This is a genomic window from Martinezella sp. CNPSo 3890 (assembly GCF_057784455.1).
The window spans coordinates 1-24405 of record NZ_JBXSOR010000030.1 but is presented as its reverse complement, the minus strand read 5'-3'; the positions used below and the strand labels follow the sequence as shown (position 1 = coordinate 24405).

21 protein-coding genes are annotated in these 24405 nt (G+C 61.1%); 8 read left to right on the top strand and 13 right to left on the bottom strand.

Annotation, left to right across the window (positions count from 1 at the left end; all coding sequences use genetic code 11):
• Positions 1-39: 39 nt before the first annotated feature.
• Positions 40-1242, top strand: coding sequence for an ROK family transcriptional regulator (locus AC13RC_RS33230; RefSeq protein ID WP_488559706.1), 1203 nt, complete (start codon positions 40-42; stop codon positions 1240-1242).
• A 3-nt stretch (positions 1243-1245) separates the two neighbouring features.
• Here the strand turns inward: AC13RC_RS33230 and AC13RC_RS33225 are convergent, their stop codons facing one another.
• On the bottom strand, positions 1246-1581 hold the full coding sequence (locus tag AC13RC_RS33225) for a DUF6665 family protein (RefSeq protein WP_113332422.1): 336 nt from the start codon (positions 1579-1581) through the stop codon (positions 1246-1248).
• 255 nt (positions 1582-1836) lie between these two features.
• Between AC13RC_RS33225 and AC13RC_RS33220 the strand changes: the two genes are divergently transcribed.
• The gene (locus AC13RC_RS33220; protein ID WP_113332434.1) at positions 1837-2370 is read left to right on the top strand and encodes a methylated-DNA--[protein]-cysteine S-methyltransferase; all 534 of its coding nucleotides are present in this window, start codon (positions 1837-1839) and stop codon (positions 2368-2370) included.
• Between the two features lie 294 nt (positions 2371-2664).
• Here the strand turns inward: AC13RC_RS33220 and AC13RC_RS33215 are convergent, their stop codons facing one another.
• The 5 genes from AC13RC_RS33215 to AC13RC_RS33195 form a co-directional block, all read right to left on the bottom strand.
• Positions 2665-4668 (bottom strand): aldo/keto reductase, encoded by a 2004-nt coding sequence (locus tag AC13RC_RS33215; protein ID WP_113420948.1) that lies wholly within the window; start codon positions 4666-4668, stop codon positions 2665-2667.
• Positions 4669-4718: 50 nt separating this feature from the next.
• Positions 4719-5807, bottom strand: a complete 1089-nt coding sequence (locus AC13RC_RS33210) for an ABC transporter ATP-binding protein (protein ID WP_113354163.1) — start codon at positions 5805-5807, stop codon at positions 4719-4721.
• Between the two features lie 15 nt (positions 5808-5822).
• Positions 5823-6659, bottom strand: coding sequence for a carbohydrate ABC transporter permease (locus AC13RC_RS33205; RefSeq protein ID WP_069615353.1), 837 nt, complete (start codon positions 6657-6659; stop codon positions 5823-5825).
• A complete protein-coding gene (locus tag AC13RC_RS33200; protein WP_069615394.1) occupies positions 6656-7516 on the bottom strand; it encodes a carbohydrate ABC transporter permease in 861 nt (286 codons plus the stop codon). Before AC13RC_RS33200 ends, AC13RC_RS33205 begins: the two co-directional genes overlap by 4 nt.
• A gap of 177 nt (positions 7517-7693) precedes the next feature.
• Positions 7694-8968, bottom strand: coding sequence for an ABC transporter substrate-binding protein (locus AC13RC_RS33195; protein ID WP_069615354.1), 1275 nt, complete (start codon positions 8966-8968; stop codon positions 7694-7696).
• Positions 8969-9054: 86 nt separating this feature from the next.
• Between AC13RC_RS33195 and AC13RC_RS33190 the strand changes: the two genes are divergently transcribed.
• Together AC13RC_RS33190 and AC13RC_RS33185 are read left to right on the top strand one after the other, a co-directional pair.
• Positions 9055-10008, top strand: coding sequence for a helix-turn-helix domain-containing protein (locus AC13RC_RS33190; protein WP_233788792.1), 954 nt, complete (start codon positions 9055-9057; stop codon positions 10006-10008).
• A 60-nt stretch (positions 10009-10068) separates the two neighbouring features.
• A complete protein-coding gene (locus AC13RC_RS33185) occupies positions 10069-10839 on the top strand; it encodes a TIM barrel protein (RefSeq protein WP_488559705.1) in 771 nt (256 codons plus the stop codon).
• Between the two features lie 98 nt (positions 10840-10937).
• On the opposite strand, the gene copD is transcribed toward AC13RC_RS33185, so the two are convergent.
• Entirely contained in the window at positions 10938-11822 is an 885-nt protein-coding gene (gene copD / locus AC13RC_RS33180; protein ID WP_488559704.1) for a copper homeostasis membrane protein CopD, read from the bottom strand.
• Between the two features lie 377 nt (positions 11823-12199).
• Here copD and AC13RC_RS33175 point away from each other — a divergent pair, with 377 nt between their 5' ends.
• Positions 12200-12973 carry a metallophosphoesterase gene (locus AC13RC_RS33175; RefSeq protein ID WP_488559703.1) on the top strand — a complete coding sequence of 258 codons (774 nt, stop codon included), beginning with the start codon at positions 12200-12202 and terminating at the stop codon, positions 12971-12973.
• Between the two features lie 7 nt (positions 12974-12980).
• On the opposite strand, the gene AC13RC_RS33170 is transcribed toward AC13RC_RS33175, so the two are convergent.
• Together AC13RC_RS33170 and AC13RC_RS33165 are read right to left on the bottom strand one after the other, a co-directional pair.
• Complete coding sequence (locus tag AC13RC_RS33170; RefSeq protein ID WP_488559702.1) at positions 12981-14462, bottom strand: NAD-dependent succinate-semialdehyde dehydrogenase; 1482 nt, start codon at positions 14460-14462, stop codon at positions 12981-12983.
• A 210-nt stretch (positions 14463-14672) separates the two neighbouring features.
• Positions 14673-15944 carry a 4-aminobutyrate--2-oxoglutarate transaminase gene (locus AC13RC_RS33165; protein ID WP_488559701.1) on the bottom strand — a complete coding sequence of 424 codons (1272 nt, stop codon included), beginning with the start codon at positions 15942-15944 and terminating at the stop codon, positions 14673-14675.
• Between the two features lie 222 nt (positions 15945-16166).
• On the opposite strand from AC13RC_RS33165, the gene AC13RC_RS33160 reads away from it, so the two are divergent.
• From AC13RC_RS33160 to AC13RC_RS33150, 3 genes are all read left to right on the top strand, one after another.
• Complete coding sequence (locus AC13RC_RS33160) at positions 16167-16997, top strand: MerR family transcriptional regulator (RefSeq protein ID WP_488559700.1); 831 nt, start codon at positions 16167-16169, stop codon at positions 16995-16997.
• Positions 16998-17080: 83 nt separating this feature from the next.
• Positions 17081-17707 carry a ribonuclease D gene (locus AC13RC_RS33155; protein ID WP_113332413.1) on the top strand — a complete coding sequence of 209 codons (627 nt, stop codon included), beginning with the start codon at positions 17081-17083 and terminating at the stop codon, positions 17705-17707.
• Positions 17708-17943: 236 nt separating this feature from the next.
• Complete coding sequence (locus tag AC13RC_RS33150) at positions 17944-19626, top strand: hypothetical protein (RefSeq protein ID WP_488559699.1); 1683 nt, start codon at positions 17944-17946, stop codon at positions 19624-19626.
• 102 nt (positions 19627-19728) lie between these two features.
• On the opposite strand, the gene rpsA is transcribed toward AC13RC_RS33150, so the two are convergent.
• From rpsA to aroA, 4 genes are all read right to left on the bottom strand, one after another.
• Positions 19729-21432 (bottom strand): 30S ribosomal protein S1, encoded by a 1704-nt coding sequence (gene rpsA, locus AC13RC_RS33145; RefSeq protein WP_112722941.1) that lies wholly within the window; start codon positions 21430-21432, stop codon positions 19729-19731.
• Between the two features lie 180 nt (positions 21433-21612).
• Positions 21613-22245 (bottom strand): (d)CMP kinase, encoded by a 633-nt coding sequence (cmk, locus tag AC13RC_RS33140; protein WP_113354153.1) that lies wholly within the window; start codon positions 22243-22245, stop codon positions 21613-21615.
• Between the two features lie 14 nt (positions 22246-22259).
• On the bottom strand, positions 22260-22910 hold the full coding sequence (locus tag AC13RC_RS33135) for an FMN-binding negative transcriptional regulator (RefSeq protein WP_113354152.1): 651 nt from the start codon (positions 22908-22910) through the stop codon (positions 22260-22262).
• A 95-nt stretch (positions 22911-23005) separates the two neighbouring features.
• A complete protein-coding gene (gene aroA / locus AC13RC_RS33130; RefSeq protein WP_113354187.1) occupies positions 23006-24355 on the bottom strand; it encodes a 3-phosphoshikimate 1-carboxyvinyltransferase in 1350 nt (449 codons plus the stop codon).
• Positions 24356-24405: the final 50 nt, after the last annotated feature.

Here is a 24405-nt window from a genome sequence, read left to right as displayed (position 1 = left end):
TTCTTCAATATTCTATTGCTGTCAAGAGGGCAAAAGCGGATGCACGATATTCGCCCGATCAGGGCTACCAGCGGAACGAACCACGAGGGGACCAGCGCCCATAACCGGCGGGTGATCATCGACGCCTTGCGGCTCAATGGTGCGCTCTCCCGCGCAGATCTCGCGCGCGCCACCCGCCTGACGAAACAGACCGTCTCCAACATCATGGAGGAGCTGGAAAACGACGGTCTCGTCACATCAAGGGAAACGGTGCGCCGCGGCCGCGGTCAGCCCTCGACGCCCTACGGTCTTGTACCGGAAGGCGCCTGCGCCATCGGCCTGCAGATCGACCGTCACATCACCCGCGCCATCGCCGTCGATCTCGTCGGCAATGTGCTGATACGCAAGGAAGCGAACCTGCCGGGAGGTGGACCGGCGACAGGTACGCCCATCGTCTTGCAGCTCGTGGAGGACGTGCGCAGCGAATTGAAGCAGCGAGCGGCTCAGGCGGAGAAGCGCCTCGTCGGCCTCGGTGTCGCGATGCCAGGCCCGTTTGGTATCGAGCAGGAGGATGCCGACAATCCCTGGATGATGGGCGCCTGGCAGCGCTTTCCGCTGCTGGAAACGTTGTCGGTCGGAACCGGCCTTAACGTTACCCTGCAGAATGACGCCGCGGCCTCCGCGACCGCCGAGCGCATGGTCGGCGCCGCACATGGCCTCGACCATGCCGTCTGCCTCTATGTAGGCTATGGTATCGGTGCCGGGCTCATCCTCGGTGGTGAGCTCTATAGCGGTGCGCATGGCAATGCCGGCGAAATCGGCATGGCGCTGCTGACATCAGGCGGGAAACAGACCCAGCTGGAGCATCGCGCATCATTGGCTTCACTCTACGATCACCTCGGCCTCGATCCGATGGCGCCGGATATCTATTCGCTGATAGACAAACGGGCCGCTGCCGACGATCCAGATATTCTCGCCTGGATCGAAAGGGCGGCGATCGACCTGCGCTGGAGCGTGCAGCTCATCGAAACCATCTTCGATCCGCAGACGGTGATTTTGTGCGGTGGCGCGCCCCCGGCGCTCGCAACTAGGCTGATGGCCGCGATGCAGCCGCTCCTGCCCTCCAATGCCGATCGTCCCGATCGATTGCTGCCGCGCCTCCAGCTCGGCATGACCGATCCTTGGGCCGTGGCGCGCGGTGCGGCGGCAGAGCCGATCGGCCATGCCTTCGATCCGCGCTTCCAGGCGATCCTGAAATCCTAATATTTAGAGATGTCTCGGGCTGGCGCCGAGGCGCGCAAGCACCTTGTTGGGAATGCCATAGCGCTGGATGACGTCACGGCCGTTGCGCAGGCCGCAGATCTCGCGATGGATGAACATGGCCCAGACGGCTTGCGCCGCGATATCCACCAGCCGCTCGTGTTCGACGCCCTCCTTGCCCTTGGCCTCGCCCTCCTGCAAGGCTGCAAGCGCCGCTTCCACCTTCATGCCGTGATGCCCGAGCGTACTGGCGCGTTCCGACATCATCTCATATTCGAGAATGCCGAGGCCGGTCTCGTTTGTCTGCGATGGATTGAAATTGCGCGGCGGGCGAACTGTCATATCGGGTTCCGCAAGCTGGCGATCTGTTCTCTTCGCCGATTCTACACAATTCCAGCCCATTCCCCAAGCATGCGCATGGAGGTTGCGTCATCTTGCGGCTGAGCGCATGAATCCGGAAATGCCGGGATTTTCCTGCCCGCCGTCCGTTTTCGGGTGGTTGGCGACGGTCATTTGAGGTCCAATGGGGGCATAAGCGCTCCATCAGAGGCAATCTCGCCCGATGCCATGAGCGCAATTCAAAGAAAGGATATCGGCATGACCAAAGCCTCGAAAAATGCGGAAAAGCAGTATGTCTATCGGATCATGGACTCGCCCGTCGGCGCGTTGAAGCTCGTCGGCAGCGATGATGGACTTGCCGCGATCCTTTGGGACAATGATCGCCCAGGCCGTGTGCCCTTGCTCATCGTGACTGAGGATGACAGCCATCCGGTGCTCGTGGAAACCGAGCGGCAGCTCCGTGAATATTTCGCCGGCGAACGACAGGTTTTCGATCTGCCGCTCGATTTTGCCGGAACTGAGTTTCAGCAGAAGGTATGGCAGGCGCTGCTCGCCATCCCCTTCGGCGAGACGCGCAGCTATCGCCAGATCGCGACCGAGATCGGCTCGGCCAAGGCGATCCGCGCCGTCGGTGCCGCCAATGGCCGCAACCCGATCTCGATCATCGCGCCCTGCCACCGCGTGGTGGGATCGGCTGGTGATTTGCGCGGGTTCGCCGGCGGTCTCGAACGCAAGGCCTATCTGCTGCGGCTCGAAGGGGCTGATGAGAAGACATTCGATTTTGCCGCTTGATCTCGCGGCGATTGTATGGCGCATTACCTGCCGTAAATCCCTTCTCCCTCGGGGAGAAGATGGCCCGAAGGGTCGGATGAGGGGGCTAATCGCCTCGACTCATTAGCCTTTATGCTCCGGGCGAATCCCCCTCATCCGCCTACCGGCACCTTTCCCCTCGGGGAGAAGGAGGTGCGCGGCAGTGGGCTCTTCCCATATGAAAACAGCCCATCCGGCATTTCGGATGGGCTGCTTTCATTTCGTATATCCAAGCTCAGCGGCCGACCGTGAACGTCATCAGCCGGCCGCCCCGTTTCAGCCCTCGAGCCACTTCACCTGCTCTGGCGTCAGCTTGATGTCGAGCGCCGAGAGGCTGTCTTCCAGCTCGGCGATCGTGCGCGGTCCGATCAGCGGTATCACAGGGAAGGGCTGTGCGACGACATAGGCAAGCGCGATATGGATCGGGTTGCGGCCGAGCTTCTGCGCCAGTTCGATCGCCCGATCGCGGCGGCCGAAATTGCGGTCGGAATACCAGACGCGGACCAATTCCTCGTCGTCGCGCTTGTCGCGGCCGGCGCGGTCGGTAAAGAAGCCGCGGCCCTGGCTCGACCAGGCGAAGTTCGGGATCTGCTTGGCATTGAGCCAGGCCTTCCACTCATCGTCCGAGGCGGCGATGCAGCCGGCCCAGATCGGGTCGAGCATTTCCGCCAGCGAGAAGTTGTTGGAAAGGGCAGCCGGTGCCGTCTTGCCGTTCTTCTCGGCATAGGCGATCGCCTCGTCGAAGCGGGCGCGCGTCCAGTTCGAGCCGCCGAAGATGCCGCGAATACGGCCGGCTTTCACCTCGGCATCCATGGCATCGACGAACTCGCCGACCGGAACGTCGGTATTGTCGCGGTGCATGAAGTAGATATCGACATAGTCGGTCTTTAGGCGGTTGAGGGACTGGTCGAGCTGCTTGGCGATCACATCCGGATAGCAGAGTGGTGAATGCGCACCCTTGCCGATCAGCACGATCTCCTCGCGCGGCACGCTGCGGCTGGTGTGCCAGTCGCCGAAGATGCTCTCCGTCTTGCCGCCACCATAGACATAGGCAGTGTCGAAGGCATTGCCGCCGGCTTCATAGAAGGCGTCGAGCGTCAGCGAGGCGGCTGCGAAATTTGGGAAGAATTCGAAGCCGAGCGTAACAAGCGATGCCGGCTTGGATATGCCGGGAATGCTGCGCTTCGGAATGCTGTTGCCCTTGGTGACGGTCCCGCCGGCGATGTTCTTCGTGCGCTTCGCTGCTTTCTCGATACTATATTCAAGGCCGATCGATGCGCGCCATTGGTCGAGCACCTTGAGGTTTCCGATCGAATCGGCCCAGCTGATGCCGGGATAGGCGAATTCCTTGTTTCCGGCGCGGATGGCATCGCCGGCCGCATCGACTTCGAAGGAATAGAGCCAGCGATCTTCCTTGACTTCGATCGTCTGGGTCTCGCCGCCCTTGATGACTTCGATCTTGCCGACACCGCCCTTGTGACCGGAGGCAAACCAGAAGTCCTTGACTTCGATACGGCCTTCGGAGCCGATGATGCGCAGCGTGTTGTCCTGATTGGCCATGATGGAGCAGGACACTTCGGCAATGATGTCGTTCGGGAACTTCAGGACGGCGGAGGCCCATTCGTCAACGCCGGTCTGACCGAGATGGCCGACGCCCGATACCTTTTCCGGATCGAGGAACGGCTTGCCGTCGACCGCGCCGGCAATCAGGCGGGCCATAGAGACCGGATAGCCGCCGACATCGAGAATGCCGCCGCCGGCAGTCTCATTGGCAAACAGCCGGTGTTCCGGATTGACCTTACCCATGTTGAAACCGAAGGAGGTGCGGATGATGCGCAACTCGCCAATCACGCCGCTCTTGACGAGCTCGATCAGTTTCGCCGTCTGCGGATGGACGCGATACATGAAGGCTTCGCCGGCGAAGACACCGGCCTTCTTGGCCTCGTAATAGATAGCTTCGGCATCGAAGGCAGAAAGCGCGATCGGCTTTTCGACGAGCACATGCTTGCCGGCACGGATCGCCTTGATCGCCCATTCGGCGTGGCCGGTATGCGGCGTGGCGATGTAGACGGCGTCGATTTCCTTGTCGGCGAGCAGGGCTTCATAACCATTGACGATGCGCGCGCCCGGGAAACCGTCGCCGAGACCCGGCTTGTCCGGGTTGCGGCTGGCGATGGCCACCAGCTTGCCGCTGCGGGAATGGGCGATACCATCGGCAAAAGTCTGTGCGATCCTGCCGGGGCCGATGATGCCCCAGCGGATTGGTGTCTCAGTAGTCATGGAACGATCCTTTCTAAATCTGCATGCTGTCTTGGGAGGATTGGCAGCGCCTATCGCAATCGGTTGCCGGCGCTGTCGAACAGGAATGTCTTTGTCGCCGAGAGCGCCACGGTGAGCTTGTCGCGGTTGCCCGTGTTGCGGGATTCCTCGCGCTCGATGACGATCTGCTCGCCGCCTTCGATATTGGCGTAGATGTAGCTGGTATTGCCGAGATGCTCTGCGACATCGACATCGACGGTCATGTCCACATCGCCGCGTCCGGCCTCGAGAAAATGTTCCGGGCGGACGCCGAGCGTCACCGGCTGGCCGACTTCCACCTTTGCCGAGGAGGCGGGCAACGTCAGGCGGATGTTGCGCTGGCCCTTGAGCACGACGGCGATGCGGCCCTGCTGATTGTCAGCCACTTCGGCCTGCAGGAAGTTCATTTTCGGCGAGCCGACGAAGCCTGCGACGAACTGGTTGGCCGGGTCGTCGTAAAGGTCCAGCGGCGCGCCTACCTGCTCGATATTGCCGCCGCGTAGCACGACGATCTTGTCGGCAAGCGTCATGGCTTCCGTCTGGTCGTGGGTGACGTAGATCATCGTCGTGCCGAGCTTCTTATGGAGGCGCGATATTTCGACGCGCATCTGCACGCGCAGCTCGGCATCGAGGTTGGACAGCGGCTCGTCGAACAGGAAGATCTGCGGCTCGCGCACGATGGCGCGGCCGATGGCGACGCGCTGGCGCTGGCCGCCGGAAAGCTGCTTCGGCCGGCGTTGCATGAGTTCCGTAATCTGCAGGATCTCGGCGGCCTGCTTGACGCGGCGGTCGGTATCGGCCTTCGGATTGCCGTTCATGCGCAGCCCGAAATTGAGGTTCTGCTCGACGGTCAGATGCGGGTAGAGGGCATAGGACTGGAAAACCATGGCGATACCGCGATCGGCCGGTTCCACGTCATTGACGATACGGCCACCGATCTTGAGCTCGCCGCCGGAAATATCCTCCAGCCCAGCGATCATGCGCAACAGCGTGGACTTGCCGCATCCGGACGGCCCGACGAAGACGACGAATTCGCCGTCCTTCACCTCGAGATTGGCGCCGTGGATGATTTCCAGCGAACCATAGCGTTTGACGATATTGGTGAGAGAAAGTTCAGCCATACGGATCTCCCGGAATTATTTGATTGCGCCGGCGGCAATGCCGGCGATGAAGTGGCGTTGCAGGAGAACGAAGATGATGAGAATCGGTGCCGTCAGCATTACGGCACCGGCCATGATGCCGCCCCAGGAGACCCTTGTGAGGCCGATCAGCGTTCCGAGCGCGACAGGCGCTGTCATCATCCCCGGCCGGGAGTTGATGAGCAGCGGCCAGAGATAGTTGTTCCAGGAAGCCAGGAACAGGATGATGGCGAGTGCTGCCATCGTCGGCCTTGCGAGCGGCAGGGCGATGCGCAGGAAGATCTGCCATTCCTTGACGCCCTCAACGCGGGCGGCATCAAAGAGTTCGCCCGGCATCATCGAGAAAGCCTGACGCATGAAGAGAACGCCGAGTGAGTTGAAGAGCGGCGGCACGATCAGCGCAACCCATGTGTTCGCCAGCCCGAAATCGCGCGCCACCATGATGAATTGCGGAATGATGACGACGGAGTAGGGCAGCGTGATGGTGCCGAGGATGATGCCGATGACGCCCGAACGGCCGGCGAACTGATAACGCGCTAGCGCCCATCCGGCCATCGATGTCAGCAGCACCGACAGGAAGGTGTAGATGACCGCAACGACGATGGAGATCGTCATCGCGCCGACGAAGTTGGTGTCGGCCTGCAGGTTCCGGAAGTTGTCCATGAAACCCGTCGACGGTGTCAGGATGATACCGGGACTGAAAATGCCGTAATCGGGCATGGTGGAGAAGACGAACATCATCCAGAGCGGAAACAGCCAGATGATGGCGAGCGGCGCCAGCAGGCCATGCAAGGCGATCGAGCGGATCAGAGTGGATCTGGATTTTGATTTCATTTCGGTTCGCGCCCCACCCAGAGATTGAGAAGAGAGATGACGACCGCAAGCGCCGCCATCGTATAGGCGATCGCCGAGGCATAGCCGAAGTTGGTCGACTGGAAAGCCTGGCGATAGAGCAGCAGACCGAGCGTTTCCGTCCCGCCGCCGGGGCCGCCTCTGTTGGTGATCAGATATGGTTCGGTGAAGAGCTGCATGGTGCCGATGACGGACAGGACCACGCAGAACAGGATGATCGGCTTCAGGAGTGGCAGTGTGATATGGATGAACTGCTTGAAGCGGCTGACGCGGTCGAGGGTTGCGGCCTCATAAACATCCTCCGGGATCGATTGCAGCCCGGACAGAATGATGATGGCGTTGTAACCCGCCCAGCGCCAGGTGACGGCGATAACGATGAGCACCATGGCGGCGTGGGAATCGGCGAACCACGACACCGGCGCGATGCCCACACTGCCGAGCAGCTTGTTGATGATGCCGAAATCGACGTTGAACATCAGGCGGAAGACCGCGGCATAGGCGACCTCGCCAACGACGACGGGCGCGAAGAAAGCGAAGCGGAAAATGCCACGGGCCTTCAACAGCGGTGAGTTCAGCAGCACCGCCATGACCGTGGCGAGTGTGATCATGACCGGCACCTGGACGATCAGGATAATCAACGTGTTTTCAAGCGCGTTGTAGAATGCCGGATCACCGAACAGCCGCCCCCAATTGAGCGACAGATTGAAGGTCCACGGATTAACACGGGTATTCTGGAACGAGATCAGAAACGAATCGATGATCGGCCAGACCCAGAAAGCGGCGAATACCAGAAGATAGGGTGCAAGGAACGCATAGGCGCTCCGGTTTCGCAACCGCATGAAAGCCTTCTCCTTTATGCGCAGAAAAATGATGCGTAACATCACATCCCCGCCGCCCTCTAGAGCGTGACGCCGAAAAGTGTAGGCGATTTTCGGACGACGCCGCGCTCTGCTTCTTTGATTCTAGAGCGGCGGGGATGCCGGGCGCGGCTTGGGAGGCACGCCCGGTGGTGTCAATCATTTCGCGAGCGGCAGGCCCGTCGCCGAGGCGATCTGCTGGGCCGCGTCGTCGAGCGCAGCCTTGCCGTTTGGATATCCGCCGGCAAGATATTTCGTCTGAACGGCTTTGATGATCTCATCGGCGTCGCTGAAATACTGGGTACCTGGGCTCGGGTGGATTTTCGGCAGGGTGGCGAGGATATCGGCCCAGACCTTTTGCCCACCCCAATAGGGCTGCGGTTCGTTGACGAAGGGATCCTTGACCGCCGTCAACAGCGACGGCACGAGACCGAAGGACTTCAGCATCGTCACCTGGCCCTCATTGGTGCCAAGCGTGTATTCAAGGAATTTCCAGGCGGCTTCCTTGTGCTTGGAGCCACTGGCGATTGCGAGCGAGGAACCGCCAAGATTGGCTGCATGCGGGCCGTCAGCCGTCATGCTCGGCATCGGATAGACGCCCCATTTGCCGGCGAGATCCGGCGAGGTGGAGCGGACGGTGCCTTCATACCAGCCGCCATAGAGCTGCGATGCCACCTTACTTGCAGTGTTCGCCTGAATTTTCTCGTTCCAGTTCGCCGCGGTCATCAGGCCCGCGTCCTTGATCTCCTTCACCTTGTCCAGTGCCTTGACGCAGCCGGGCTGGTTGACGGTGATGCTCTGGCTGTCGCTCGAAAAATAGCCGCAACCCTGTTCGTTGGCGAGCATGCGGAACCATTCGCTGTCGCCGTTTAGATCGGCCTGCGTCATGACCACACCAGGATTAGCGGCGGAGATCTTCTTACCGGCGGCGATGAAATCGTCCCAGGTCTTGATCGTTGCCGGATCGACGCCGGCCTTTTCATACATGTCGCGGCGATAGAACATGGTGACCGGACCGGAGTCCCACGGCATGGCGTAGGCGGCATCGCCGACTTCAAGCTCGGCGCGCTTGAAATCCGGGAACTGCTTCTTCAGCTCGTCGTTGTAGCCAAGCTTCGTGAGATCGGTCAGGCAGTCCGGAAAGCGGTTCCAGAAGATCGAAGCCTTGTGGTTTTCGATCGACATGACGTCAGGCAGGCCGTCGCCGCCGGCGGCGCAAGCGGCCAGCATCTTGTCGAAGACCTGCGGGTTGCCGATGTCTTGAACCTCGACCTTGATGTCAGGATATTTCTTGTTGAACCCCTCGACTGTGGACTTCAGCGCCGATGCGGCGATGTTCCAGCTCCAGACCGTAATGGTGGTTTGCTCAGCAAAGGCAGAACCGGAAGCGAGCAGGGCAGCAAGGGCCGTCGCTCCAGCAAGTTTTAAACGCATTGAAAATCCTCCCTTTTCAATTGCCGTCCTCAAGAGAACACGCTTAAACTAGCTGTCGGTACGCTTCTGTCTCCTAAAAAAGGAACATCGACTTGGCGAAAAGTAAGGTGGGTCAACGGGCGGTTTATCAGCCGGGGGCGAGCAGTGTCGAAGGGCTCCCAAACGTCCTGCAGATGTTTCATAACCACCCGTTGCCGATGGCAAAGCCGCATTGGCACGCGCAGGTGGAAGTCAATTACATCGTCCGCGGCACCGTGCATTACCGCATCGGCGATCACGAGCTTACTTTGAGAGCCGGCGAGATCTGCCTTTTCTGGGGTGGCCAACCGCATCAGCTGGACGAGCTGTCGGAAGATTCGATCTATGCGGGCGCGCATCTGCCGCTTGTGCATTTCTTCCGCCTGCGGCTGCCGCTCGATATTTCCGGTCGCCTCATTCGCGGGCAGGCGCTGATAAGCTCGGCGACCGATGCCGCAGACGACGAAAATTTCGCCCGATGGCATCGTTATGTCATGTCCGAGGACGGCGCCAAGGCCGAACATGCCGTCGCGGAACTTCTCCTGCGCCTGGAGCGCATCGCTTTCGAGCCCTATCGCATGGTGCCGGAGAAGCAGGAAAATCTGACCAACGATCAGGCCCATCCGCAATCCTCGCGCAGCCTGGCGCGCATGTGCGATTTCATCGCCGATAATTTTCTGCACGACATCGATACCGTCGATATCGCCAAGGCGGCGCATCTCCATCCGAAATACGCGATGAACCTCTTCAAGAAATCCACCGGCATGACGTTGGCGAAATATGTGAACCTGCTGCGCCTGTCGCGCGCCCAGGCGATGCTGATGCGGGACGGCGCCAATGTGCTGCAGGTGGCGATGGATAGTGGCTTCGGCTCGATCAGCGCCTTCAACAAATCCTTCCGCCATATTGCCGGCATGACGCCTTCCGATTTCCGCCGCGACATGCGCGTGCTGTCGGCAATGAATGTCGAAGCCATCAAGCCTTCGATGCATCGACCGCCACAGCAACATTATCGTTCGTGAGACTTGCAGTCATGGGCGATCTCGCGCATTGCTCCTCACCGATTGAGGGAGGAGTATCTCATGCGGCAGTTTTCAGCTTGTATCGAATGGTTGTTTGCACGCGACGGCGATGCCTTTGCCGATCGTGTCCGGCTGGCACATGCCGCGGGGCTCGATGCGGTCGAATTCTGGCACTGGACTAACAAGGACCTGGACGCGATCGCGGCTGCCGTAGCCGAGACCGGCATTGCCGTGTCCGGCCTTGTCGCGGAGCCGATGATCGCGCTGACGAATCCGGCAAACAAAGAGGCGTGGCTGACGGGGTTGCGAGAGTCCGTTGCTGTCGCCCAGCGTCTCGGCGCGCCGGTGCTGATCGCGCAGGCCGGCGATGATCTGGCGAAGTTTTCTCGTGCCGACCAGAGGGCGGCCATCGTCGCTGCCCTCCGTGCCGGTGCCGATATTCTCGAAGGATCGGGCGTGCGGCTCGGCCTCGAGCCGCTGAACACGAAAATAGACCATGCCGGCTACTATCTGTCCTCGACCGTGGAAGGCCTCGATATCATCGACGAGGTCGACCGCCCGGAAGTGGGCATCGTCTACGATCTCTATCATTCGGCTGTCATGGGCGAAGACACGCAGCAGGTGATCGGCGATCGCATCGACCGCATCATCCATCTCCATGTTGCCGATTATCCCGGCCGTAACGACCCCGGCACCGGCCATATCGATCTGACGAAGCGGCTGGATTGGCTATACGCCCAAGGCTATCGTGGCAGGGTGGGTCTGGAATACAAGCCGACGACGCAAGATCCGGCAGCCGTTCGCGCTGTCGTGAAATCGCTCGGCGGTTAGAGCAATTCCAGGAAAAGTGCGCAGCGGTTTTCCGTCAGGAATTGCGTAAAAACAAGGAGATAGAGCATTTTCGCGATTCGAAGAAAAGCGAAACGGCTCTAGACCGGCTCCATCATGCCGAAGACGGCGACGAGCCCGATGACAACAATGCCGATGACGATCTCGGCGATGCTTCCAAGCCGGAGGGCCAGCAGCGCGCGAGCCGGCTTGCGGCCGATCCAGGGAACGAAGACGTAGCGGTTGATGATGGCCAGCACCGCCATGACGGCGACCAGCGCGATCTTGATGGCAAGCAGCTTCTGATAGGACGAAGACCAGTCCATCGGCAGGCGTTTCAGGATCAGCAGCGTATTGACGATGCCGGAGAGGATGACGAGCGCGACTGCTACGTGCCCGGCATTGGAGAACCGGCGCAACGCCACTTGCGCTTCCGCCCGGCATTCCGGCCGCCCGAGAAGCTTGAGGATAGGGATCAGCGGCACCAGCGCCCCCAGCCAGCCACCACCTGCAAGCACATGCAGGATATCATTGGCCCGGTGCGCCTGCCGCGCCCAGCCTTCCAGCATCGAGGCATGCCCGGTCAGTGACAGCGAGGCGAGCCCGAGGCCGGCGCCCAGGGTCAGCCCATGGCGGCGCCGGCTCTGCGGCAACAGCAAGGTGCAAACCATCACGATGGCCGCCAGCACTTGTGCCTGCCATGCAATCCCGACCGTGGTTTCGAAAACCACGTCATGCATCATGTCGGCATTGAGCGCATCGCTCCAGCCGTTGCCGATATTCGCCGTCGTCACCGGCAATGCGGCCAGTGCCGTTAAAACTGCAATCGCAACAATCAGCAAAAGCGGTTTTGCAGCTATACGCCAGACGGTGTCGGCAAGCGCTCTCGGCACGAACAGAGATAGATAGGCACAGGCGCCCCATAGAAACATCAGGGACGCGTCATGCAGGAAGCGGCAGAGTTGGAGCGCTGTCGTCGTTTCCATCAGGGTTTCACGATAAGTTTACAGGCGCCATGAATGGTACGTTCCAATTTGAGGCATGTTGTTTGCGTCGGCAATCCGGCAGCCAATATGCTGAAGCTGCCCGGCACTCATGTTTTTTCGGGTTGAACGGCGGGAATTTCTCGCGCCGACGTGGTCAGCGCGATAAGATTGCGGATACGCACTGTCAACTTTCTCCATGCATAAAGGCGCCGTTCGGGACGCTTTGCCGCAAGGCGGGTTGGTGTCGCAGGCCGAGGTCTGCCGTGGAACCATCATCAGCGATGATTTCCGCCTTTCTGGCAAAGAATCGTCGCTTTTGAGTCCTTTTTGCAGACACAGTTGAGGCGTTCCGGGGTGTACGCTCGAAAGGCAGTTTCATGGCGGCATCCAGGATACGCGAAAAAATGGCCAATGGCTTTGGCCACCGTCGGCGCCGGGAGTGGCTCGAACATCTCGACATGCCCACCTACGTCATCGGTGATGTCCACGGCCGTTACGATCTCCTCAGTGCACTGGAGCGCAAGATTTTTGCAGACGCGGCGGGGCTTCCCGGCCGAAAGCTCATCATCATGCTGGGGGATTTCATCGATCGTGGTCCCGCGTCGGCGCAGGTGGTCGGCCGCCTCATGGCGCCGCCGCCGAACGGTTTCGACCGCATATGCCTCACCGGCAATCATGAGATGGCGATGCTAGCCTATGTCGATGGTGAGATATCGCTCGAGGATTGGGTGGCGCTTGGCGGTGATGCGACACTCGCCTCCTATGGCGTGGATATCCCTCGTCTACAGCAGTTATATCCCAAGCGGAAGAAGCTCGATACGTTCATCCGAACCTGGCTGCCGGACGATCATGTCAATTTCCTGCGCCGCCTGCCGATCCTGCTGGACACGCCGAAAGCTTTGTTCGTCCATGCCGGCATCGATCCGGATCGGTCCATTGCCGACCAGCAAGACGACGATTTGGTTTTCATCCGCTCCCGCTTCTACGATAGTGCACAGCCGCTGCCGAAGTTGATTATCCACGGCCACACGCCGGTCCAGCGGGCGGAAGTCAATGGTCTCAGGCTCAATCTCGATACCGGCGCCTTTTACAGCGACCGGCTGAGCGCGGCCCGGCTGTGGCAGGGCCGCATTCACATCACCTCAACCTGATAGCCGGCTATAGATTGCCGATGCAGAGGTATTTCATTTCCAGATAGTCGTCGGCGCCGTGGCGCGAGCCTTCGCGGCCGAGACCGGATTGCTTGATGCCGCCGAAGGGTGCCGTTTCCGACGACATCAGGCCGGTATTGATGCCGACCATGCCGTATTCCAGCGCTTCCGCCACGCGCCACACCTTCTTCAGGTCGCCGGCGAAGAAATAGGCCGCGAGGCCGAATTCGGTATCATTCGCCTGCGCGATGACATCCTCGGCGGTGTCGAAGCGGAAGAGCGGTGCAACTGGACCGAATGTTTCCTCGCGGGCAACCTTCATGCTCCGGTCGACACCGGTCAGGATGGTCGGAGCGAAGAATGTGCCGGTGCCTTCTATGCGCTTGCCGCCGAGCACGACGCGAGCACCCTTCGAGACGGCGTCGCGAACATGGTCTTCGGCCTTGGCGACACCCTGTTCGTCGATCAGCGGCCCAACGGTCACGCCCGGCTTGAAGCCGTCGCCCACGTTAAGTTCGCCGACCTTCGCGGCAAGCTTGGCGGCAAAGGCGTCGTAGACGCTGGATTGCACATAGATGCGGTTGGCGCAGACACAGGTCTGACCGGCATTGCGGTATTTCGAAGCCATGGCCCCCTCGACGGCGGCGTCGAGATCGGCGTCATCGAAGACGATGAAGGGCGCATTGCCGCCAAGCTCGAGGCTGACCTTCTTAATCTGGTCGGCGCACTGGCGCATCAGGATGCGGCCGACCTCCGTCGAGCCAGTGAAGCTGATCTTGCGCACCTTCGCATTGCCGCAGAGTTCGCGGCCGATGGCCGGGCCGTCAAGGCCGACGATGATGTTGAGGACGCCGGCCGGAATGCCCGCTTCTTCGGCAAGCACGGCAAGCGCGATCGCCGTCAGCGGCGTCTGCTCAGCGGGCTTTGAAACGACGGTGCAGCCAACGGCAAGCGCCGGTGCGATCTTGCGGGCGATCATGGCGGCCGGGAAGTTCCATGGCGTGATCGTGCCGACGACGCCGACCGGCTGCTTGATGACGATCATGCGCTTATCGTTGGACGGCGCTGGGATGGTTTCGCCATAGATGCGCTTGGCCTCTTCCGCGTACCATTCGACATAGGAGGCGGCGTAGAGGATTTCGCCTCTGGCTTCCGGCAGCGGCTTGCCCATTTCGGCCGTCAGGATCGCCGCCAGCTCATCGGCGTTGGCGATCATGAGATCGAACCATTTTCGCAAGATTGCGGCCCGTTCCTTGGCCGGGCGGGCGGCCCAGGCGACTTGGGCGATATAAGCGGCATCGATGGCAGCCGTCGTCTCGCCAGCGCCCATATCCGGCAGCGAGGCAAGCACTTCGCCGGTCGCGGGATTGATGACATCGAAGGTCTTCGTCGCCCCGCCGCCCGTCCAGGCGCCGTTGATATAGCCGGCGGCGCGCAGGAGGCGCGAAGAGAAGGGAACATGCTTGGTCATTGCTGTTGTAAAGGACATGCTATGCACTCCGATGTTGTTTGGTGCCGCGAGTTCCTTCTCCCCGTGGGGAGAAGGTGGCCCGAAGGGTCGGATGAGGGGGCCGACCGGCTCGGATGCGTGAATTTTGGTGCGCTTGGCACCCCCTCATCCGCCTGACGGCACCTTCTCCCCGAGGGGAGAAGGGGACGCGCGGCAGCGACCTCATTTCATATGCGATTGCCCTCGCCGTCAGCGGGCGGCGCTCGCCTCGATCAGCGATGCTTCGAGAATGTCGAGGGCTTCGCTAAACACGCCGTCCTGAATGGTGATCGGCGACAGGAAGCGGATGACATTGCCATAGACGCCGCAGGTCAAAAGGATCAGCCCCTTGTCGAGCGCGATCAGCCGCACCTTGTTGGCAAAATCCGCGCTCGGCAGCTTGGTCGCCGCATCATTGAATTCCACCGCGTTCATGAAGCCGGGGCCGCGGATATCGGCGATTTCAGGCACCTTGTCGCGCAGCGATTCCAGCCGCTGTTTCAGGCGCGAGCCGAGCTGGTTGGCGCGGTCGCACAGGCCCTCGTCTGCGATAACGTCGAGCACGGCATGGGCTGCGGCGATGCCGAGCGGATTGCCGCCATAGGTGCCGCCAAGGCCGCCTGGAGCGGGTGCATCCATGATCTCGGCGCGGCCGGTGACGGCGGCGAGCGGGAAGCCGCCGGCGAGGCTTTTTGCCATGGTGACAAGATCGGCCGCCACCTCATGGTGATCCATCGCGAACATCTTGCCGGTGCGCGCAAAGCCAGTCTGTACCTCGTCGGCGATCAGGAGAATGCCGTGCTGGTCGCAGATCTCGCGCAGCGCCTTCATGAAGGCTGACGGCGCCGGATAGAAACCGCCTTCGCCCTGGACGGGCTCGAGGATGATCGCGGCCACGCGCTGCGGGTCGACATCGGCTGCAAAGAGCTTCTTCAGCGTCGCCAGCGACTGCTCGACACTGATGCCGTGCAGCGGCACGGGGAAGGGCGCATGGAAGACATCGCCCGGCATCGGGCCGAAGCCGATCTTGTAGGGCGCGACCTTGCCGGTCAGCGCCATGCCCATGAAGGTACGGCCATGGAAGCCGCCGCCGAAAGCGATGATGGCGGAGCGGCCGGTGGCGGCGCGGGCGATCTTCACGGCGTTTTCGACCGCTTCCGCGCCTGTCGTCACGAAGATCGTCTTCTTGGCGAAATTGCCGGGGACGATCGCGTTCAGCCGCTCGGCCAGATGAACATAGCTCTCATAGGGCACGACCTGGTGGCAGGTATGCGTGAAGCGATCGAGCTGTTCCTTGACGGCAGCAATGACGCGGGGATGACGATGGCCCGTATTCACCACGGCGATGCCGGAGGCAAAATCGATATAGCGATTGCCTTCCTTGTCCCAGATCTCGGCGTTTTCGGCGCGGTCGGCGTAGATCTGCGTCGTCATGCCGACGCCGCGGGAAATGGCGGCGTTCTTCCGCTCGGTCAGGATCATTGCAGTGGCTCCCAGGAAGGCGTTTTCGAATTATCTTGCAGAAGTTCTGCAAGTTATTTAGAAAACTCCTACATTTTTCCTGCAAGATTTCAAGCGGGATTTTGTGCGGGTGACAAGAATGAGCGAAAGGCTCCCATGGAGCGCCGCGCGGCTTTTAAGGCGCGCTAAGCCGCGCCATCCATGCTAAACGGATCGAAAGACGAAAATCAGGGATATTGGCAAATGAGCAGCATCGAGCCGGAGCGCTATTCCGTGCGCTACAAGGTGGCGGAAGCGGCGCGTCTTGCCGGCGTATCGGCCTCCACCTTGCGCCTATGGGAAAGCCAGGGGCTCGTCGTCCCCTCCCGCTCCGAGACCGGGCACCGCCAGTACAGCGCCGACGACGTGGCGCGGCTGAAGCGCATCTCCTGGTTCCGCGCCGAGCGCGGCCTCAATCCGGCGGCGATTCGCGAAGCGCTCGAGATGGAGGAGGGCGGTGCCGCGGGATCGGAGAATGGCGAGCAACTGGCCTCTTCGGATATCGGCCGCAGACTTCGCTCGCTGCGCCACGCCGCCGGCAAGACGCTGGAGCAAGTTGCCGCCGACATGGGTATGACGTCGTCGACGCTCTCGACCCTGGAACGCACCTCGCAGGGTGTCAGCTTCAAGACGCTGCATGACCTCGCGGATTATTATGGCACAACGGTATCGCGCCTGTCTGGTGAGGAGCGTGAGGATGTTCCCGCACTCATACGGTCAGGCGAATGGCGTTCCTGGCCGGCGACGACGCCGGGCGTCACTGTCCAGCTTCTTGCCGAAGGACGGACGATGATGGATTGCCATCGCTTCGTGCTCGCGCCAGGTGCGACAAGCGAAGGCGCCTATCGGCACGAGGGCGAGGAATTCATCCATGTTCTCGCCGGTCGCCTGGAGCTGGTGCTCGACAGCGACCAGTTCTTTGATCTCCTGCCAGGTGATTCCCTTTATTTCGAAAGCCGCCGTTATCATTCCTGGCGCAACCGCCATGATGGTGAGACCATATTGCTATGGATCAATACGCCGCCGACTTTTTGACAGGCGCCGGTATGGTTCTCATCCCGTCTGTTCTATAGAACGGACGAAAAGTGAATTCAGAAGGACAGAGCCGGGAGAATCTCATGGCTGCCACCATCCGCTATCACGAAGGCGATATATCCACTGAGGATGCCGCCCGCTATACCGGCGCCATTGCCATCGATACCGAAACCCTCGGCCTCGTTCCACGTCGTGACCGGCTTTGCCTCGTGCAGCTTTCGCCTGGCGACGGCACGGCCGATATCATCCGCATCGCCGCCGGCCAGAAGCAGGCGCCCAATCTCGTTACCATGCTCGCCGATCCTGCGCGTCAGAAGATCTTTCATTACGGCCGCTTCGACATCGCCGTCCTGTTTCATACGTTTGGCGTCACCACGACCCCGGTCTTCTGCACCAAGATCGCCTCGCGCCTCTGCCGTACCTATACCGACCGTCACGGCCTGAAGGACAATCTCAAGGAGATGTTGGACGTCGACATCTCCAAGGCGCAGCAGTCGTCCGACTGGGCCGCGGAAACGCTGTCCCCGGCGCAGCTCGAATATGCTGCCTCCGACGTACTCTATCTCCACGCGTTGCGCGAGAAGCTGACGCAACGCCTGTTGCGCGACGGCCGCATGGACTATGCGGATGATTGCTTCGCCTTCCTGCCGACGCGCGCCAAGCTCGACCTTCTCGGCTGGGAAGAGGCGGATATCTTCGCGCATAGCTGATTGCTTCGCTTGCGACAGGAATTCCTGAGCCGGTGCTGCACAAGCGGCATCGGCTCCTTTATTTAGGGATCTGTTAAGGACTCGGCTGCTATTTTGCGGATGATTTCCAGGTCTGCGCGTTCGCGCCTCGCCAATTCGGCCACTCGGCGCTAGGAAATCCACAGGCCGCATGAGCGGACCTCGATTGAACCTGCTTCCCGCTTCCATCGTCGCCTTGCCAGACAAAGGAGCATGTCATGTTGCTTCCCGTTGGTGCCGTGTCCGCTGTGGGTGTATCCATTGAGAAGCCGATCGCCGCAACGGCCGAGACCTCCGGGCTTCAGACGACGGCAACGCCGCTCGCCGTTCTGTCGAGTACCGTTAATGCCAGCGTCGAGGGCAAGCTGAACATGCTGCTGGTCGCGGCTCGCGAACGCATGCTCGACAGTCTGCTTTCCGCGATCGATGCCGCCAGCAAGGTGGTGAATGTTTCCCGTGAGCCGGGTGAAAGCAATACCGCCTATGCGCAACGCGTTGCTGCCGCAATCCGCAGCCTGACGCCGCCGCAACTTGCCGCCGCGCAGCAGCGTATGGATGCGCAGATGAGGACGCCTGTGCCGCTGCCGCTTCTGGCAGCAGCGTTGGAGGATCCGGAAAATCCGCAGGCGGTGCAGCTGGCACTCAGCCTGGAGCAGGCATCGGCCGCCGAGCCGGATGCCGTGCTGAAAGCGATCGTTAATTCCTATGGCCAGAATGCCGGCCAAGTGGAAACGCCAGCCTCTCAGGCACCTCTATCAGCCCCGCTAGCGAAGGCGGCCGATCTGGCCGCTCTGGCAACGGCGCTTGCCGCTGCAGCAGAAGAACCGGCCTCCGTTATATCTACGCCTGCGCCTGCGGCGGCCACTCCAGCGACGGCCCAACCCGCCGCACAGCCAGCACCTGCGGGGCAGCAGACGCCGCAATCAGGCATTCCCTTGCAATCTCAATCCGCGCGGGCTGCCGCACAAGCGGTCCAAGCACAGCCGACCCAAGCGCAGACGGTCGCGCAAAACGGTGCCGCCGCCCCGCAAGCCACGCCTGCCGGCAGCGCTGCCGCTACGGCGGCCGCCACTGTCCAGCCTTCCGTACTCGCTTCTCTTGTCGATGATCTGACGGCAATCGCAGCCGAAGTCGACCTCCCGACCGAAATTGCATTGATCCGGTCGCCGCTGACGCCGCCGCCGGTGCCGCGCGATATCCAGCAGATAGAAGCCGACATCAAACAGGGCCTGCAGGTCGTCATCAGTCCGCCCGCGATGGCGGCCGATCCCGACCTTTTGCAGATCATCAACAATCCCTCCTCTTCCGTGGAGAAGATCATCGCCCAGGCGTTGACCGGCAATAGCGCGACGCAGGCATCGTCAACGCAGCCGCCGATCGTTAACGAAGGCTCCAATCGCCCGGTCGCAGTGGCGGCCCTGCCGGCGTCATTGGCGGAAGGGCCCGAAACATCCGGTGCTCTTCCCATCGCTTCCGGCAAGCCGCCGTCGCAGACGTCGCCTGCAACGCCGGTGGCGGTATATGAGGCTGCGGAGCAGGCGACGATGTCGGCGCCCCTGCCACTCGGCGTTCCCTTCGTCGTGGCTAACTATTTGCCGGTCGACACTTCCGCCAAGAATAGCGAGTCGAAGCTGCTCAATCGCGTCGATCCCGTCGGCGATGAGGAGGGCGGACAAGCTCAGGACGAGGAGAACCCGCAAGATCAGGATGAAGAGCAGGCCCATGCAGAGGAATCGTCGGCACAGGCAGAGGGCGAGGCATCCGACGAAGCGGAAGCTGGCCCGGCCTCTGCGGAGGACGATAACGTCAGACCGGAACTCGTTGCCTTGCCGCAGCCTCTGCGCGACCCGCTTCAAGACCACGCCTTCGATTTCTATCGGCGCATGGTGACCTGGGAATAAAGCGCCAAAATGGAATAGCAGGCGCAGACGTCGCAGAGCGGACAAAGAAAAACCCGCCGGATCGCTCCGGCGGGTTTTTTGTTTTCAGGCTTCGACCGAGGATTATTCGGCGTTGCGGTTCTTCAGAGCCGCACCCAGGATGTCGCCGAGCGAAGCGCCCGAGTCGGAAGAACCGAACTGAGCAACGGCTTCCTTCTCTTCTGCGATTTCCAGAGCCTTGATCGACAGCATGATCTTGCGGTCCTTCTTGGAGAAGTTGGTGACGCGAGCGTCGACAACTTGACCAACCGAGAAACGCTCCGGACGCTGTTCGTCACGGTCACGCGACAGATCGGCGCGGCGGATGAACGAGGTGATGTCTTCGTGGTTGACGAGCTTCACTTCGATGCCGCCGTCGTTGACTGCGATGACTTCGCAGGAAACGACTGCATTCTTGCGCAGGTCGCCGGAAGCAGCAGCTTCACCAACCGAGTCCTTGCCGAGCTGCTTGATGCCGAGCGAGATGCGTTCCTTCTCGACGTCGACGTCGAGAACGACAGCCTTGACGACGTCACCCTTGTTGTACTCTTCGATGACCTGCTCGCCCGGACGATTCCAGTCGAGGTCGGAGAGGTGAACCATGCCGTCCACATCGCCGTCGAGGCCGATGAACAGGCCGAATTCGGTCTTGTTCTTGACTTCGCCTTCGACTTCGGTGCCAGCCGGATGGTTGCGGGCGAATGCTGCCCACGGATTTTCCAGCGTCTGCTTCAGGCCGAGCGAGATACGACGCTTGGTCGGATCGACTTCGAGAACGACGACTTCGACTTCCTGGCTCGTGGACAGGATCTTGCCGGGGTGAACGTTCTTCTTGGTCCAGGACATTTCCGAGATGTGGATCAGGCCTTCGATGCCCGGCTCCAGCTCGACGAACGCACCGTAGTCGGTGATGTTCGTGACCGTACCGGAGATCTTCTTGCCTTCCGGATACTTGGCCTGGATGCCATCCCACGGATCGCTCTCGAGCTGCTTCATGCCGAGCGAGATACGGTGGGTTTCCTGGTTGATGCGGATGATCTGTACCTTGACCTGCTGGCCGATGGACAGGATTTCCGACGGATGGTTCACACGGCGCCATGCCATGTCGGTGACGTGCAGCAGGCCGTCGATGCCGCCGAGGTCAACGAACGCACCGTAATCGGTGATGTTCTTGACGACGCCGTCAACAACCTGGCCTTCTTCGAGGTTCTGAACGATTTCAGAACGCTGCTCGGCACGGGACTCTTCCAGAACCGTACGACGCGAAACGACGATGTTGCCGCGGCGCTTGTCCATCTTGAGGATTTCGAAGGGCTGCGGGTTGTGCATCAGCGGGGTGACGTCGCGGATCGGACGGATGTCGACCTGCGAACGCGGCAGGAAGGCGATAGCGCCGTCGAGATCGACGGTGAAGCCGCCCTTGACCTGGTTGAAGATGACGCCTTCAACGCGCTCGCCAGCTTCGAACTTGGCTTCGAGCTTGATCCAGCTTTCTTCGCGGCGAGCCTTTTCGCGCGAGAGAACGGCTTCGCCAAGCGCGTTTTCGATACGCTCGACATAGACTTCGACTTCATCGCCAACCTTGAGCGTGCCGTCCTTGGCGCGTGCACCGAATTCCTTCAGCGCGATGCGGCCTTCGACCTTGAGGCCGACGTCTACAACGGCGACATCCTTTTCGATGGCGGTGATGATGCCCTTGGTGACATAGCCTTCAGCCAGATCGTTCTTGGCAAAGGATTCTTCAAGAAGGGCCGCGAAATCTTCGCGAGAGGGGGAAGTTACAGACATAAAATCTCCTGGCGTGTCCCGATCATGCAATCTGGACACTGATGCGCCGGTGGTTCGCGTTGAACAGGCCTGACCCCAGTCCGCCTCCCTTAAGGAAGCTATCCGGCGCTTGGACGGAATGTCAGGCTATCTTGAAATCGGCAGTTTCCGGCGCGAGGCGCGCGAAGACAGCTCAAATTTTCAGGCATTTCGGCTCAGAGCAGCGTCGATGATCGATTTTGCCGTCTGAAACGCCGCTTCTATACTCATTTCTGAGGTATCTAGCAAGTACGCCTCTTCAGCTGGTTTCAAAGGGCTGTCGGTGCGGCCCATGTCGCGCTTGTCGCGCCGCTTCACATCCTCGAAAATGGCATCGTAATCGGCACTGCCGCCGGCCTCGATGATCTCTTCGTAGCGCCGCTTCGCCCGGACTTCGACCGAAGCCGTCACATAGAGTTTTACCGGCGCATCCGGGCAGACCACGGTGCCGATATCACGGCCGTCGAGCACGGCGCCCGGCTTCTTCTGCGCAAAACGGCGCTGCGCTTCGACCAGAGCGCGGCGCACGGCCGGCATGACGGCGATCTTCGATGCGGCCTCGCCGATCTCGTGCCGGGATAGAATGGCTCGATCGAGCCCGGCGAGATCGACCTTGCGCGCCATGCCTTCGGCAATTGCTTCGTCGTCGAGCGGCAGTCCGGCATCGAGCAGGGCCTTGGCGGTGGCGCGATAGGTGAGGCCGGTATCGAGATGATGATAGCCATAGGCCTCGGCGATCCGACGTGCCAGAGTTCCCTTACCGGCAGCCGCTGGTCCGTCGATGGCGATGATCATGTCTTCTTCCGTCCCTACCCGATATCTCGTTTTTTGCTGTAGCGACGCACGAGATCGGCCATCTCGGCGGCATCTGTTCGATCGATTGCGCCAAGACCTTCGGCCACGCCCTGTCGGTCAGCCAGCGGCCGGTTCTGGCTCACCTTCCATTTGCCGTCAATCGTCTCGATGTCGATTTCGATACCGACAATGCCCTTCAGCTGGGCGGCAATGAACTCTGGCGGCGCATCTTCCACCGCCCAGGGCTGCGCACGATCGCTCTCGTTCTCGCCGGTCAACGCGCCGATCTGCGCGCGCAGCCAGGCGGGGTCGTCGATCGTTCGCGCGCTCCCGCGCACCTGCACGATCGCATAGTTCCAGGTCGGCACCACTTTGCCGGTCTCCCGCTTTGTCGCATACCAAGAAGGCGTGATATAGGTATCGGCACCCTGGAAGACGACGAGCACGGGCGCGCCGGCCGCAATCTCCTTCCACTGGCTGTTCGCCCTGGCAACATGCGCCTGCAGCGTTCCCTTCGGCGAGAGCTCGGCATTCAGGTGAAATGGCACGGCATTGGCGATCAGCCCGCCGTCACCAGCCGTGATGAGCAGCCCCAGCGGATGCGCGCGGATCAGCTGGTGCTGCGTGTCGAGATCGTCTTCGCGGTGATGGGGCGGCTGATACATGGCGTCGGTCCGTTTGCTGTGCCATTCCCAGGGAACCCTGCCGGGAAACCCTGTGTGACAAGGCTTCGAATGGCCAATGGCACGGTCTACCGGGCTTAAGTTTCGATCGTCGCGCCCAATCTTGTTATCATAGCAAAAAAATCCGGAAAGCTGGTGGCGATCATGGCGGAATCATCGATCGTGACAGGATGTTCGCTCGCAAGTCCCATGACGAGAAAACTCATGGCGATGCGGTGATCGAGATGGGTACTCACTTTGGCACCGCCGGCGTTGCCGAGACCCTTGCCGTCAGGCCTGCCTTGAACCGTCAGCATATCTATGCCTTCGATGCAGTCGACACCGTTGAGCTTCAAGCCCTCGGCGACGGCCGAAAGCCGGTCGGATTCTTTCACCCGAAGCTCGTCCAGCCCCTGCATGATGGTCGTGCCTTCTGCAAAAGTAGCCGCGACGGCCAGCACGGGATATTCGTCGATCATCGACGGCGCGCGCTCGGCCGGCACGGTGACGCCCTTGAGCGCAGAGGAGCGCACGCGGAGATCGGCGACATCCTCGCCGCCCGTCATGCGTCGGTCGAGCATCTCGATATCCGCGCCCATCTCCTGCAGCGTCAGGATGAGGCCGGTGCGCGTCGGGTTCATCAACACGTTGCGGATGGTTATGTCGGAGCCGGGCACGATCAATGCCGCCACCAGCGGGAAGGCCGCGGAGGAGGGATCGCCGGGGACATCGATCGTCTGGCCGGTGAGCTTGCCCTGACCCTCAAGGCGAATGGTGCGGACGCCCGCCGCATCGCTCTCGACCGAAAGCGCTGCGCCAAAACCGGCCAGCATTTTTTCCGTGTGGTCGCGGGTCATGACCGGTTCGATGACTGTTGTCATGCCGGGCGCATTGAGGCCCGCCAGCAGCACCGCCGATTTGACCTGCGCCGAAGCCATCGGTACGCGATAGGTCAGCGGGCTCGCTACACCTGGCCCATGCAGGGAGACGGGCAGCCGGTCGCCCGTAGCGGCGCTGACCTGCGTTCCCATGCGGCGCAGCGGATCGAGAATGCGGCCCATCGGCCGTTTCGACAGCGAAGCATCGCCGACGAAGGTTGTTTTGAAATCGTAGGAGCCGACCAAGCCCATGGTGAGGCGGCAACCGGTGCCGGCATTGCCGAAATCGAGCGGTGTCTCCGGGGCCAGTAGCCCGCCATTGCCGGTTCCGCGGACAATCCATTCGTCGTCGATCTTGCGGATTGTGGCGCCTAAAGCCTGCATGGCCTTGCCGGTATTCAACACATCCTCGCCTTCGAGCAGGCCGGTGATACGGGTTTCGCCTGCGGCAAGGCCGCCGAACATGAGGGAGCGATGGGAAATGGATTTGTCGCCGGGAATGCGTATCGTGCCGGAAAGGCCGGCCGAGCGTCGTGCCACGGCTGGTTGGGGAAGGGTATCGTGCGGCATGGGCAATTCCTTTGCGATGCCGGTATTCCATCCGCATTCTGTGCTGGCTG